Source organism: Hyphomicrobium denitrificans 1NES1, from assembly GCF_000230975.2.
Classification (GTDB): Bacteria; Pseudomonadota; Alphaproteobacteria; order Rhizobiales; family Hyphomicrobiaceae; genus Hyphomicrobium_B; species Hyphomicrobium_B denitrificans_A.
Map to the genome: position 1 here is coordinate 602,993 of NC_021172.1, position 14,504 is coordinate 617,496.

A 14,504-nucleotide genomic window follows, 5' to 3' on the forward strand; every position below is an offset into this window, starting at 1 on the left:
GGCTGCTGGTTTTCTGCGCTGAGTTTCCGCAGAATACCTGCCAGCTAGTTTCGGCCAGTGGATCGCTTTGGCGAGGGCAAGCGGATTGCGGCGCGGCTTTGATTCCGAGGGCGCCGGGTGATGGCCTCGCAGGCTTGTCAGTTGATTTCAACCGATCAGTTCGGTTGCGTGAGAAGCAGCCAGTCTAATCCTCGACATGTGGGGGGGACATATGACCGATCAAGAGCGCGCCGAGCAGATCGTGCGGGAGGTATTTCTCCACGACCTCAAGGGAGAAATCGGTACGCTGGCGCGCATTGGCGTGCCGCTCGCTGATCGGCAGGATATCATCAGGCGACTTGCGCAAGAGTTCGGACTTATACGCAAAGATGAGCGATCTAAGTCCGCGGTTTAAGTGCCTATTCGATGTCTTGACCGGTGCAGCAGCGATATCTGGTGCATCGATAGAGTTTACCGCTAGGATGTCGTCTCTTTTCGGCGCTCGGATCGTGCCATGCGCCGAGAGCACAGGAGGCGTACTCGCGTCGCTAAACCTGTCTGCCCGGGGAGGTCGTCGATCGTGACGCTGGATCTATGACTGCCGCTGCGATCTGTACCAATAATCGGGTGAAAGAAGCGACGTTCTCTCATTCGAACTGGTTTCATGAAAGAGGGCGTAGATGACGGCCGAAGTTCGTAACCTCATTCCTACCCGAGCGGTGTCCGGACTCGCGGATTTGTCTCCCGCATACTTCGGCTTGGTGATGGCCACAGGCATCGTGTCTTTGGCCGGCTTCATGATGGGATATGCGCGTCTCGCATACGGATTGTTTTATTTAAACCTAGCGCAGTACGTTGTGTTGAGTGTCCTCTTTGGTGCGCGCGCGCTCGTATATCCTCGTCGGTTTTTCGGCGATATGATCGGGCACTTGACCGGACCGGGATATTTCACCGCGGTAGCCGGTACCGGGATTCTCGCCAGCCAATTCATACTGCTTCGCGAAGATGCGTCTGTCGGCGGTGCGCTATGGCTATTAGCCGTCGTTCTCTGGATCGGTCTGACATACACAATCTTCACGGCCTTCACGGTGAAGGTTGAGAAACCCACGCTCGATAAGGGCATTAGTGGCGGCTGGCTGCTCGCTGTCGTCGCGACGCAGGCTCTCTCGGTCTCAAGTGCGCTGCTTGCGTCGCGGATCGGTCAGCCTTATCGCCTAGAGCTTAATCTCATGGCGCTCTCCATGTGGCTCTGGGGCGGCATGCTGTACATCTGGATGATATCGCTGATTTTCTATCGCTACACGTTCTTTCGTTTTTCGCCTGACGATCTCGCGCCGCCGTACTGGATCAACATGGGAGCAATGGCGATTTCCACGCTGGCCGGGTCATTGCTCATTCTCAATGCGCCGCATGCGCCATATCTGATGTCGTTGCTGCCGTTTCTAAAAGGCTTCACGGTGTTCTACTGGGCCACTGGGACGTGGTGGATTCCCATGCTCATATTGCTGGGCATCTGGCGCTACGTCTACAAACGGTTTCCGTTTGAATACGATCCATTATATTGGGGCGTCGTGTTTCCGCTCGGCATGTACGCCGCGTGCACCTGGCAGATGGATCGGGCGATGGAATTTGGCTTTCTTGCCGCGCTTCCCCGCAGCTTCTTTTACGTCTCCCTCGCTGCCTGGGTGATCACTTTCGTCGGAATGCTACGCAGTCTGTGGCGGGTTCTCATTTCCCCGCCGGCGTAGAAGCAAACGTGGTCGTCGGCTTGCCTGCCATCAGGTTGGCGGTGTTTGGTCTGCCGCAAAGATGCTCCCTTGATCCGGCCTAGAATGCGCCGCTCCTCGGCTCGGAAGAAAACGGATTTTGCAATCATCGCTTCTTCACGCGTACGGCGAAGCCGCCATAGGTCGAGCATGACATGTCGTACCTGCCCAGCGGCGCCATCATGTGCCAAGGAGCCTGTGGCGCATGCCTTTCGCGTCTTCTTTCTGTTCGCCGCCGTCGATGCGATCATAGCGGTCGGGCTCTGGTTACCTAAGCTTCTCGATATCGCTACGGGGGACGTCGCCGGAGTACCCTTGGCGGTTTGGCATCGCGACGAGCTACTCTTTGGCATGATGCCGGCGGTTCTTGCCGGTTTCGTGCTGACCGCTTTGCCACGCTGGACGCGGCGGCCTCCGGTAACCCCGACTACGCTAATGGCGCTTGCTGTTCTTTGGGTCGCCGGGCGCGTGGCGCACGCCCTGCCAGGAGAGAGCTTGCACGCGCAAGCGTGGGCTCCAGGAGTCGCGGCGGTGTTCGTAATGACCCTGGCGCTCGTGACTGCGCGCCAAGTGTTAGCGAGCCGCGCTTGGCGAGAATCGAAGATCGTGCTGCTCCTCGCTGGCTTTGCCGTAGCGGCCGGTTTCGCCTCACTGCATCCGGGGGGCGCCACGAAGGAGACGGCAATGCGCCTTGGCCTTGCGTCTGTCCTCGGTCTCGTTGTCGTGCTCGGCGGGCGCATCGCACCGGCGCTGACGGCCGCTTGGCTGAAGGCGCGGGGCGAATCGCCACCAGATCCGCGCCGGAGATGGATCGAGACGACTGCCGCTCTAGCTGTCGCGGCTGCTCTCTGTGCCTGGGTGATTGCACCCAAGGCCGGTGTCACGGCCGTGGCCTCAGCGTGCGCTTTCATCGTTCAAACGGAACGTCTGGCTCGTTGGCAGGGATGGCGGGTCTCGGACTCAGCATCCATACTCGCTCTGCATGCTGCGTACGGCTGGATTCCCGTCGGCTTCGCGCTCCATGCCGCTGCCATCGTCTGGCCGTCGTTCGTAAGCGAGGCTGCAGCGGTTCATGCTTGGGCGCTCGGCGCTATCGGACTCATGAGCATTGCTGTCATGGCAAGCATGATCAGACGGCATTCCCACACACCGTTCGTGTTCTCCGCATTGACGTCGGCATCGCTTTTTTGTGCGGCTATTGCCGTGCCCGCGCGCACCGTAGCGGAGGTGGCCTCGAATGGGCGCACGTTCTGGCTGCTTCTTTCAGCGACAAGCTGGATCGCTGCCTTTCTCCTATTCCTTCTTGCCTTCAGAGACCCGTTACTGCGACGCGCGACTTGGCGTGAGGTGTGATCTACTTGAATGTAATCAGGAGCATGGTCACCGCCACGGTATCCCAAGGCTGGATGTGATATGTTGGCTCGTTAGCCGGATCGAGGCGCAACCGGCTCCAAGTTCTTTGTTCAGTGCCGTGCTGGAGAAGCGCGTCTGGGTTGCTTCGCTCACACCATGAAGAACGGTGTGATGCGGCTCCTAGCGCCGATACCGTCCTATGTTCTTGGAAGCCGCTGTATTGAATGCGGAGACCTCGAGGGTACGTTGAGGTCTCCGCGACACACTCCTACATTACTGTTTAGGAGGTCCCTCGTGCATAATCGCGTCATTCTTCGGGCCATCTACATTGAGAAACCCGACGAGCCCGTGATCCAAGCGTGAGAGAGCATGATCGACCAGGACATAGCGACCTCCTCTGTCGAGCTTGAAGTCAACGATCGTAGCGCCGCCCGGCGGGACCGAGACGGTCTGCACGCCTGTCAGCGGCGGCGACGTGACACTGCCGAGCGCATAGACGTGATCGAATATCTCACCGATGACGTGGAAGGATGACGTGAAATTGGGTCCGCCTACGCCAAAGAAAATGCGTACCGTCTCGCCAACGTTGGCATAGAGGGGGTGCGTTCGGGTGAGAGCTCCGACAGAACCGTTGAAGAGAAAATATTCCGGTTTCTCGCTAATAAGCTTCTCATAGTCCATTTCCTGCTCGCCGGACGTGCCAAACGGTTTGACCGTGTAGATCTCGCCCTGCATGACGTAGAACTCGCGGTCCACCTGTGGCAGACCGCCTTCCGGCTCAACCAGCAGAAGTCCATACATGCCATTGGTGATGTGGTTGGGCACACTGGGCGTGGCGCAGTGATAGACGAAAATGCCAGGTACAAGGGCCTTGAAGGTGACGACGGTCTCGGCTCCGGGGTCGGTCTGCGTGTACGCGGCGGCGCCACCGGGCCCGGTCGCGCCGTGAAAATCCACGGAGTGGATCATCAGGCTATCCTTTGCATTTTTCAGATGCAGTTCGACAGTGTCGCCGACGCGCACACGCAGGAAGGGACCAGGCACCTTGCCGTTGAAGGTCCAGTAAGTATACGTCGTCTTGTCATCCAGTTGCCCTTTGAGTTCGACGGTTTCGAGGTCGATGCGCACTGTTTTCGCCTGACGCGCTCCGATGGGCCCTGGCAGATCCGCGGGGTCTCGCGTGATGTCGGCCGCCGTAGACGGCATCTCGGCACGGTTGCCCGGCACGACCTGCAACACGCCCTGCATGCCCGCCTGGCGGTGTCCGGGGAGCGAGCAGTAGTAGTCGAACTGGCCAACCTTGCTTGCGATGAATGAGAAAGTGGAGCTGGCGTTCTTTCCACTGACGATGGCCGAACGTGCGGCATACTGGTCGATAACAGCGTCGTGCTGGGCGCCCTCGCCGTTAATGAGGTTGATCTGAACTGTTTCACCCTCGTGCACCACCAGCTTCGGGTTGACCTGGCGATCGATGTCGCCGCCGACGCCGATATAAACCATGCGGCCTTCAGCGATGCCGGTGCGCAAGGTAAATACGACCGGAGCGTGCGAACTCATCGACGATTCCGATTTGTCGCTTTCGGAGGGTTTTGACTGTTGGCTTGCAGCCGGCGCATCGGCAGCTGCCGCGGTCGGCGGCGTCGCGTGCTGATGCTGTTGCGCATGTGCGGCGGGCACCCAGATTAGCCCGCTTACCATGAAGGCAATAGCCGCCCCATAGCGGTGGAACACCATGATCTCCTCCTTATGTTCGCACGTTCAAATCGACCGCGAACTCTGCTGTTGATGTCATCGCAGTGCGCACGGCATGTAGCCCAACAGGATGATCGATCTGCTTGCGGATCTTTTCGCTCCGGGCTCTCTCTGGTCCCAAAGCACGCTCTCCGGGGGGAGATCTTTGTCCTTAGACAAAAGAGACAAATCGCCCGGCAAAATCTTCAGGATGCAATGTCGCGCCCCCGTAGATCTTGACCTTCGACGGATTCCCAGAATTCCAAACATGCCGGCCAGATGTGGCCAAGGCCATTTTTTGGGACTCTTCATCGCGTGAATTTAGACGGGCGCCGTTAAGACTGATGGTTTGGCGGAAGCGGATCTTCGTCGCTATCGCCTTTCCCGACTCCCAGACCCACGCCGCCACCCAATGTCATTGCGCTTCCGAGCCCCATGCCCGCGTCTCTTTGGTTGCCACCCTTTTGAGGGTCTTCTTTTCCGCGCTCGCCCTTGCCAACGCCGGCAGGACGCGACGGCCGCGTTGGTCCTTGCATCGGGATTTCTAGATCAGGTGGAAGCGGAGCGAGAAGGGTGTCTCCGCGGTCGGCCTGAAACGTGACACCAGAATGGTATCGTCTGGGCTGGCCTTGGAAACGCGTCAACTTGCGAGGTTCAACCGCCTGGGCCGGTGCTATCTGATGCCGGCGATCCACGCACCCGAACTCTGCGGCGCCTATCGTTTTGAGGGCAAATTAGGTTGCTTCAATTGGCATTTGCGAGCGCATGTCGGTCAACGATCTTTCTGATTTCCGGCCGGCATGATCCGCAATTGGTTCCCGCCTGCGTAGCCTCGCCGACGGTCGCGACCGTGCAGCAGCCGCGCGCGACGGCGGCAGCAATTTCGTTGACGCCAATGCCAAAACAGGCGCAGACGATCGCGCCCCTGTCGGCAGCGCCTGGGCCCGGGCGGCCTGCGAGGACGGCATTGCGCTTGCCGGTAGCGATTGTGGTTGTGGCGAGTTGGGAGATCGCCCATTCGCGCGACACGGCGACAGGCTCGGGCGCCAGGAACAGAATTCCGCAGAGCCGTCCGTTATCGTAGCACGCGAATCGCATGCGTCCGGTCTGCAGATCTCGGTAGAAGATGAAATCTCTCGCCTTGCCGAGCAGGCCGCTTGCGAATGCGCTGCAATCGGCAGGCTCAGCGGCAAGCGCTATTTCCAAACGCCAGCCGCCGTCGCATTTCGCGATGGCCCAATACTCGGCGGCAATGTGCTTGGGTCTTTCGCGCAGAACGGCAAACCCGTATGTCGCGGCATGAAATCTCTCGATGCGGGCGGGCACGTTCTTCGATGCGGGTTGTCCGGATATGGGGTCGGTCATGCCGGGGACGAGACGGTCGACACGCGCGCAAGATGCAAACTGGTCGTTCCAATGCATCGGAACGAAGATCGATCCCGGCTGCTGGCGGGGGGTGACGAGGGCGCGCACCAGGATGGCATCGAGGCCGGTGGAGATGCGGACGAGATCGGCGTCGGTGATGCGAAAGCGCTTGGCGTCTTCGAGGTGTATTTCGACGAACGGCTCAGCGTAGTGCTGTGACAAACGCTGGCTTTTTCCGGTACGCGTCATGGTATGCCAGTGGTCGCGCACGCGGCCGGTGTTGAGCGTGAGCGGGAAGTCGGACGTTGTTCTTTCTTCGGCGGTAAGCCTGACGGGCACGAAGCGCGCCCTGCGGTCCTGGGTGTAGAAGCCGCCCTCGGCGAACATGCGCGCCGTTCCAGGCGAGTTTACCCGGCACGGCCATTGAAATGGTTCAAGCTCCTCATAGGCACGGGAATCGAGATTCGCGTAGGCGCCGATGTCGAAACTGCGAGTGCCGATATTCTCGAACGCCGATAGTGCCGCATGTTCCGCGAAGATGTCCGCTGGCGCGCTGTATGCGAACGCTTCAGCGTGTCCCATACGCTTGGCGACTTCCGTGACGATCCACCAATCGGGCCGAGCGCTACCCGGCGCGCGCAAGAAACTGCGCTGGCGCGAGATTCGCCGTTCCGAGTTCGTAACCGTTCCACTCTTCTCCCCCCAGGCGAGAGCCGGCAGGAGCACATGTGCAAGCTTGGCGGTGTCGGTGTCGGCCGTCACGTCCGACACGACGACGAACGGACACGAGGCGATGGCTTGCCTGACGTTTTCCGCCTCTGGCATCGAAACGACCGGGTTGGTCGCCATGATCCACAGCGCCTTGATGCGCCCATCGCCCACGGCGCGGAACATGTCGACGGCTTTCAAGCCGGGCTTCGTCGCAATGGTGGGTGCGCGCCAGAAGCGATGTACGCAGTCGCGATCGTTGGCGTCCTCGATCGTCATGTGAGCCGCGAGCATGTTCGCGAGGCCGCCGACTTCGCGTCCGCCCATCGCGTTCGGCTGCCCCGTGACCGAGAACGGACCCATGCCGGGCTTGCCTACGCGTCCCGTTGCCAGGTGGCAGTTGATGATGGCGTTGACCTTGTCGGTGCCGGAGGACGACTGATTGACGCCCTGGCTGTAGACGGTCACGGTTCGCTCCGTGACCGCGAACAGGTCATAAAACTCTTCGAGTTGGCTATGCGGAACCCCGATGCGTCGTATCAGGGCATCCCGGTCGAGGGCTTGCGCTGCGGCGAGTGCCTGCTCAAACCCGGTCGCGTAACGCGCAATATAGTCCGCATCAATGGTGCTGTTGCTTGCAAGATGGCGCAACAGGCCGAGAAAAAGTGCAACGTCTCCATCGGGTCGAATCGAAAGATGTATGTCTGCAATGTCGGCGCTGGTCGTGCGGCGCGGATCGATCAAGGCGACTTTCAGCTCCGGACGCTTTTCCTTGGCGACCACAATGCGCTGGTAGAGAACCGGGTGGCACCAGGCGAGATTTGAGCCAACGAGAACGACGAGATCGGCGAGTTCGAGGTCCTCATAACAGCCGGGTACAGTGTCGGAGCCAAAGGCGCGGCGATGCCCGGCGACGGACGAGGCCATACACAGACGGGAATTGGTGTCGATGTTGGCCGAACCGATGAAGCCCTTCATCAGCTTATTGGCGACATAATAATCCTCGGTCAGAAGCTGGCCCGATACATAGAACGCGACCGCGTCCGGTCCGTACCGGCGGATGGTTTCGCTGAAGCGTGCGGCCACGAGATCGAGGGCCGTTTCCCAATCGGCGCGCGCACCGCCGACCTCCGGATAGAGTAATCGGCCATCGAGGCCGATGGTTTCGGCAAGGGCGGAGCCCTTTGAGCAGAGCCGCCCATAGTTGGCGGGATGCTCGGTGTCGCCGTTGATGCTCACGCCGCCGTCGCTCGCGACATCGGCAACGATGCCACAGCCGACGCCGCAGTACGGGCAGGTCGTCTTGACCGAGCGCGGCACGATCATGGTCAAGCGGCTTCGACGGCGATATTCGACGCGATGAACACGATGCCGTTTTCTGATTTGACGGGTACGGTGCGGACGCAACCTTCGTCCGCGCCTTGAGCTTTGCCGCTCTCCAGGGAGATCACCCAGTTATGGAGCGGGCAAGTGACCGAAGCGCCGTGCACGATGCCCTGGCTCAAGGGACCGCCCTTATGCGGACAGCGATCGTCGATGGCGAACAGGCGACCGTCCCCCGTACGAAAGACAGCGACGCGCCCCGCTGCGGTCTCGACACATCGCGCGCCGCGCAGAGGGATATCAGTGATGTGTCCGATGGCAATCCACTGCATGGTTTTACTCCGCAGCCTGGGGAAGACCGACCGTGGCGAGGGGACGAAACTCGTGTTTGTGTAATCCAGAGACGCGTTCGGACCACGGATCGACTTGCGCGAACTTCTGCGAGTAGACGAAGCGGTCGAAGAAGGCGCGGCGGCGCTCCTCATCGGCAAGTATTTGCTTTCGGATCTCGTCGGTCCCGACGCGCTTGGCCCATTTGTAGATGCGCTCGAGGTATCGCGCCTGCTCGCGGTACATCTGTGTCAGCGCGACGATGACTTCGAGTGCCTCGTCCTCGGTCTTCACCAGACCCAAGACTTCGGTGCCCCGGATGTCGAGGCCGGCAGCCCCCGCGAAATGGATTTCAAATCCGCTGTCGACGCACACGACACCGACGTCCTTGCAGGTTGCCTCGGCGCAATTACGCGGACATCCCGACACGGCCATCTTCACCTTGGCTGGCGTCCAAGAGCCCCACATGAATTTTTCGATGCGGATGCCGAGCGCGGTCGAATCCTGCGTTCCGAAGCGACACCATTCGCTTCCGACACAGGTTTTGACGGTACGCAGACCCTTGGCATAGGCATGGCCGGAGACGAACCCCGCTTTGCCGAGATCTGCCCACACCGCAGGCAGATCTTCCTTGCGCACGCCCAGCATGTCGATCCGTTGGCCACCTGTGACTTTGACGGTCGGGATCTGGAATTTGTCCACCACATCGGCGATGGCCCGCAGCTCTTTCGCGCTCGTCACTCCTCCCCACATGCGCGGCACCACGGAGTAGGTGCCATCCTTCTGAATGTTGGCGTGCACACGCTCGTTGATGAAGCGAGACTGGTAATCATCGGTGTATTCGCCCGGCCAGTCGCAGACCAGATAGTAGTTGAGAGCAGGGCGGCACTTGGCGCAGCCGCACGAGGTCTTCCATTCGAGCTCTTGCATGACAGCGTAAACGCTCTTGAGGCCCTTGGCTTTGATCAGCCGGCGCACGTCGTCATGGCCGAGGGAAGTGCAAGAGCACATCGGCTGCACGGCGGCTGGGGCGTAGGAATCGCCGAGCGTCAGCTTCAGCACCTGTTCGACAAGGCCGGTGCACGAGCCGCACGATGCGGACGCCTTGGTGTGGGCGCGCACATCATCGAGCGAGGTCAGTTTCTTGCTTTGAATGGCGGCGACGATCTTGCCCTTGCACACGCCGTTGCAGCCGCAGATCTCTGCGTCATCGGGCAATGCTGCAACGGCCGCCATAGGGTCCAACGGGGAACCGCCTTGGTAGGCCTGTCCGAAAATGAGCGTGTCGCGCATATCGGAGATGTCGATCGCTTTCTTCTTCAGTTCATTGAACCACGCGCCATCCGCGGTCTCGCCGTAGAGCACCGTGCCGACAATGCGGTTTTCCTTAAGAACAAGGCGCTTGTAGACGCCTGCCGCGGCGTCGCGCAGTACGATTTCCTGCCGATCCTCGCCGTCCGCGAAATCGCCGAGCGAGAATACATCAATCCCGGTGACCTTGAGCTTGGTCGGGGTGTCGTTGTGGACGAATCCCGGCCCGTCTTCGCCGGCAAGCCTGGCGGCGGCGATGCGCGCCATTTCGTAAAGGGGTGCCACGAGGCCGTAGACATGTCCGCCGACTTCCGCGCATTCACCGAGCGCCAAGATGTCCGGGTCGGATGTCTGCATCCGATCGTCAACGAGGATGCCTCGGTTGGTGGCAAGCCCCGCCTCAGCTGCGAGCCAAGCATTGGGTTTGATCCCGGCGGCCATCACCACGAGCGTTGCCGGGATCACGCGACCGTCTGCGAGAGCTACTCCTTCGACTTTACGGTCTCCTAGAATGGCCTTGGTCGAAGCTTTCGTGATGACCTTGATGCCGCGCTGCTCCAATTCCTGCTGCAGCATATAGCCGGCGGCTGGATCGAGCTGGCGTTCCATCAGCGTCGGCATGAGGTGCAGCACGGTCACATCCATGCCGCGCTCTTTAAGGCCTGCGGCCGCTTCCAGCCCCAGGAGACCGCCGCCGATCACCACTGCCGTGGATCGAGATTGGGCGGCGAGTAGCATGGCGTTGACGTCGTCGAGATCACGATACGAGAGGACGCCTGCGAGGTTGTTGCCGGGGACCGGCAGGATAAACGGCACCGATCCGGTTGCGATGACGAGTTTGTCGTAGTCCGCCATCACGCCTTTGTCCGATGTCACGGTTTTGGCGACGCGGTCTATGCCGACGATCTTGTGCCCCTTGTACAGGGTGATCCCGTTCTTGATGTACCAGCCGTCGCCGTGAATGATGATCTGCTCATAGTCTTTCTCGCCGGACAGCACCGGAGACAACATGATGCGATCGTAGTTGACGCGCGGCTCGGCGTTGAAAATCGTGACCTCGTAGCGGTCCGGAGCATTTTCGAGCAGATGCTCGAGCATGCGCCCTGGCGCCATGCCGTTACCGATGATGACGAGTTTCTCGGTCATTTGCTTGACCCCTTCCAGTTATTCGGCGGCGATGACTGATGTGTTGGCGCGATCCTTCGAGACTGACGCTGGCGCGCCGCGCATGCGGCGGACAGCAACGTCCATCCAGAACAACAGGCCGACAGAGATTGCGAACAGCAGCATGAAGCAGCTTGACCAAAGTCCCGTGAGGTCGTTCAGCGCGCCGAAGGCGATGGGAAGAGCGAATCCACCGAGGCCGCCGATCATTCCGACCACGCCGCCGACGGCGCCGACGCTGCCGGGATAGTAGGAGGCGATGTGCTTGAAGACGGCAGCCTTGCCGAGGCTCATGAAAAAGCCGAGTACAAAGGCGGCGACGACGAAGGTTCCGATACCGATCTCGAAGTGAGAGGAAATATCTCCGTTGATACCGCGCATGACGTAGCTGGTCGGCGGCAGCGACAGGATGAGTGTAGCAACCGCCGAGACGCCGAGGCTCCAATACATCACCGTGCGGGCACCGATGCGATCTGAGAGCATGCCGCCGTAGGCGCGGAAAATGCTGGCCGGGATCGAATAAAGGGCGCCGACAAGGCCTGCAGTTTCAATGTTGAAGCCGTAGACGCCGATGAGGTAGCGCGGCAGCCAGAGTGCGAGGGCGACAAACGCACCAAATACGAAGAAGTAGTAGGATGCGAAGCGCCAAACCCGCGCGTCGCGCAAGGGAGAAAGTTCCAGCATGAACGATTTGGCCGCAATGCCCGTCCTGCGACGCTCGATAATGACCGGATCGTCAACGGTCGAGATGTAAAAGATCGTCGCCATCAGGATCAGGGCTGCGGCCCAAACGAGCGCCACCGCCTGCCAGCCCCAGGCAAGCAGTACAAAGGGCGCGGCGAATTTCGTCACCGCCGCCCCGACGTTGCCGACGCCGAAAATGCCGAGCGCCGTGCCCTGACGGCCCTGAGGAAAGAAGCGAGAGACATAGGCGACGCCGACTGCGAAGGACCCGCCCGCCAGACCGACACCAAGCGCCGCAAGAAGGATTTGCGGATACGTGTGGGCAAATGCGAGCAGGATGGTCGCGAGGCTCGTCGCGAGCATCATGATGGTGAAGACGAGGCGGCCGCCGAAGCGATCGGTCCAGATGCCGAGGAAGATGCGCGAGAGCGATCCGGTCAGGATGGGCGTGCCGACAAGCAGCCCAAACTCGGTTTCGGACAATGCCAGCTCTTGCTTGATCCGCACGCCGACTATCGAAAAAATCGTCCACACCGCGAAGCATACGGTGAAGGCGAGCGTCGACGCCCAGAGTGCGCGGCTTTCGGCGCTCGCCAATCCAAGATCCGCGTGATCGTCACCCGTCATCGATCCATCTCCCGCTCCGCGTGCAGAAACAAAAAAAGCCGCCAGTCAAACCTCTGCACGGATGCGCAGAGGCTTGAACGGCGGCTTTGCCTGATGAGCGCCCGTCGTTGGGCGCCGACTAGTCCCGAGCTTCGTGCTGCCTGCTTCGGCGCTGCAGCATTGCTTAGGTCAAACCTGTCATGAGAATGGATACCCGTGTCGTCCGGGCCTCAGCAAGGCCAAAGAATGGACAATCTGCGCACCCGACGGCACAAAGTTTGTGCACTGCAACCGGCTGACGATTATCGTTTTTGCGCCTCGATGTAGGCGTCGAGACGGTCGGGATCGAACAGCGCGCCGTCGAAGAAGCCGTCAGGCCCGAGGGTCAGACTCGCGCCCATCGAACCTACGGGAGTTGGCGTTGTCAGCGCGCCTTCCACCTTGGCATTCGCGGATGGGAACGCGACGCCGAGGGCCATCAGGGCACTCCGATAGATGTCGGGCCGATAGGTCTCGCGGGCAATCGCTGCATTTTCGGGTGTGTGCTCGACCTGCCCCCACCGCACCATTTGCGAATAGAACCACAGCGCGTGGCTCTTCCAGGGGAACATGGCGGCTTGCGCGAACGGAACAAAAAAATCTTCAACGCGTCTGATTTCGCCACCGCCGACATCAAGCATGCCGGAGAGGCCGTGCATTATCCAGTCGGCCGAACGATCGACGAAAGCTCGCGCGCTCAACATATCTGCAAGCTCGCGATGGTTCTGCGGCGAGGCACACCACTGCGCCGAGCGGCACAAGGAACGCAGCAGTGCGGCCAGCGCATCCGGATCTCGCTCGGCCCACTGCGCCGCTACACCCAGGACCTTTTCAGGGCTCGCTCTCCATAGTGCCGCCTTAACCGTCACGATATGGCCGAGTGCCGCCTTTGCTGCCGCGGTGTTCCACGGCTCGCCCACGCAATAGCCGTCGATCGTGCCGGCTGCAAGCGCATCCGCCATGAGCGGGGGCGGGACAAAAACGATTTCGATGTCGTTCTCGAGGTCTATACCGCAGGCGGCGAGCCAATAGCGCAGTTCATAGTTGTGGCTGGAGAACGGGTGAACGACAGCGAAACGAATCGCTCCATCGCCTGCCTTGCGTTCGGCAATCGTTGCGCGCAGCGCCTTGCCCGCAGTTGCGGGGTTGAGATCCGACTTCGCGTCGTGGGCAAGCATTCGCTCCCACAATGCAACTGAAACCGTGATGGCGTTTCCGCCGAGGCCGAGCGCGATGGGTGCGATCGTCTTGGCCGCGAACGGGGTGAGGCCGAGATTGGCCGCGATCGGCATGGGCGCCAGCATGTGCGCCACCTGGAAATGGCCGACGGCCATGCGGTCGCGGATGTTGGCCCAGGAAGTCTCACGCACGAGGGTCAGATCGACGCCTTCGCCGGCCGCGAAGCCTTTCTCTTTGGCGGCAACGAGGACGGCGCTGTCGAGCAGGGGCATGAAACCAGCGACAATCTCGAATGGTCTGCGGTCTGTCATTTGTCCTCCGGCGGAGCCAGCAGACCGGCGGCCATGATCAGGCCTTCGGCTATCTCGGAAATCTTGCGGTTCTGGTTCATGGCCGTCTTGCGCAACAAGGCGTAGGCTTCTGCCTCCGTCAGGCCGCGCGTTTTCATGATGATGCCCTTGGCACGATCGACCAGTTTCCTGCTCTCGAGCTGGGAGCGCGCCTCTTCCAATTCGTGGGCCATGCGTGCGAATGCGTTGAAGCGGCTGATCGCCATATCGAGAATCGGCTTTACGCGCTCGCGTTTCAAGCCGTCGACGACATATGCGGAAACGCCGGCCTCGACCGCGGCTTCGATCGCGGAATGATCTGAGCGATCGACGAACATGGCGATTGGCCGGTTCACGGCGCGCGAGAGCTGAAACATGCTCTCGAGCACGTCGCGGTTAGGGTTCTCGAGGTCGATGACGATGACATCGGGCGAGACGTCGGCGATACGGCGCGCAATTCCAACCACGTCGTGAACGATCGTGAGGTTGGTATAGCCGGCGTCGCGCAACCCATCCTCGATGACCACGGCTCTAAGCCGGTTCTCATCGATAATCAGGATTGAAAGTGTTGGCTCAGGTCCGGGCATGCCCCCTCGCTCTCTCTGAGGCGGCGGAGCCATTAACACAAAAGATCACG

The 14,504-nt window shown here is 60.6% G+C and carries 10 protein-coding genes; 3 read left to right on the plus strand and 7 right to left on the minus strand.

Annotated features, from left to right (window positions below):
• The first annotated feature begins 211 nt into the window (after positions 1-211).
• The 3 genes from HYPDE_RS02845 to HYPDE_RS02855 all read left to right on the plus strand — a co-directional run bounded on the left by HYPDE_RS02845 (position 212) and on the right by HYPDE_RS02855 (position 3,098).
• Complete coding sequence (locus HYPDE_RS02845; RefSeq protein WP_144061158.1) at positions 212-394, plus strand: hypothetical protein; 183 nt, start codon at positions 212-214, stop codon at positions 392-394.
• A gap of 265 nt (positions 395-659) precedes the next feature.
• The gene (locus tag HYPDE_RS02850) at positions 660-1,727 is read left to right on the plus strand and encodes a tellurite resistance/C4-dicarboxylate transporter family protein (RefSeq protein WP_015596834.1); all 1,068 of its coding nucleotides are present in this window, start codon (positions 660-662) and stop codon (positions 1,725-1,727) included.
• Between the two features lie 216 nt (positions 1,728-1,943).
• On the plus strand, positions 1,944-3,098 hold the full coding sequence (locus tag HYPDE_RS02855; RefSeq protein WP_015596836.1) for an NnrS family protein: 1,155 nt from the start codon (positions 1,944-1,946) through the stop codon (positions 3,096-3,098).
• Positions 3,099-3,371: 273 nt separating this feature from the next.
• Here the strand turns inward: HYPDE_RS02855 and nirK are convergent, their stop codons facing one another.
• The 7 genes from nirK to HYPDE_RS02895 all read right to left on the minus strand — a co-directional run bounded on the left by nirK (position 3,372) and on the right by HYPDE_RS02895 (position 14,454).
• Positions 3,372-4,832 carry a copper-containing nitrite reductase gene (gene nirK, locus HYPDE_RS02860; protein ID WP_015596837.1) on the minus strand — a complete coding sequence of 487 codons (1,461 nt, stop codon included), beginning with the start codon at positions 4,830-4,832 and terminating at the stop codon, positions 3,372-3,374.
• Positions 4,833-5,573: 741 nt separating this feature from the next.
• On the minus strand, positions 5,574-8,222 hold the full coding sequence (locus tag HYPDE_RS02870) for a nitrate reductase (RefSeq protein ID WP_187290874.1): 2,649 nt from the start codon (positions 8,220-8,222) through the stop codon (positions 5,574-5,576).
• An 8-nt stretch (positions 8,223-8,230) separates the two neighbouring features.
• A complete protein-coding gene (gene nirD / locus HYPDE_RS02875; protein WP_015596840.1) occupies positions 8,231-8,557 on the minus strand; it encodes a nitrite reductase small subunit NirD in 327 nt (108 codons plus the stop codon).
• Between the two features lie 4 nt (positions 8,558-8,561).
• Positions 8,562-11,012 (minus strand): nitrite reductase large subunit NirB, encoded by a 2,451-nt coding sequence (gene nirB / locus HYPDE_RS02880; protein WP_015596841.1) that lies wholly within the window; start codon positions 11,010-11,012, stop codon positions 8,562-8,564.
• Positions 11,013-11,030: 18 nt separating this feature from the next.
• Positions 11,031-12,341 carry an MFS transporter gene (locus HYPDE_RS02885; protein ID WP_015596842.1) on the minus strand — a complete coding sequence of 437 codons (1,311 nt, stop codon included), beginning with the start codon at positions 12,339-12,341 and terminating at the stop codon, positions 11,031-11,033.
• A gap of 281 nt (positions 12,342-12,622) precedes the next feature.
• Positions 12,623-13,849 carry a CmpA/NrtA family ABC transporter substrate-binding protein gene (locus HYPDE_RS02890; RefSeq protein ID WP_015596843.1) on the minus strand — a complete coding sequence of 409 codons (1,227 nt, stop codon included), beginning with the start codon at positions 13,847-13,849 and terminating at the stop codon, positions 12,623-12,625.
• A complete protein-coding gene (locus HYPDE_RS02895; RefSeq protein WP_015596844.1) occupies positions 13,846-14,454 on the minus strand; it encodes an ANTAR domain-containing response regulator in 609 nt (202 codons plus the stop codon). Before HYPDE_RS02895 ends, HYPDE_RS02890 begins: the two co-directional genes overlap by 4 nt.
• Positions 14,455-14,504: the final 50 nt, after the last annotated feature.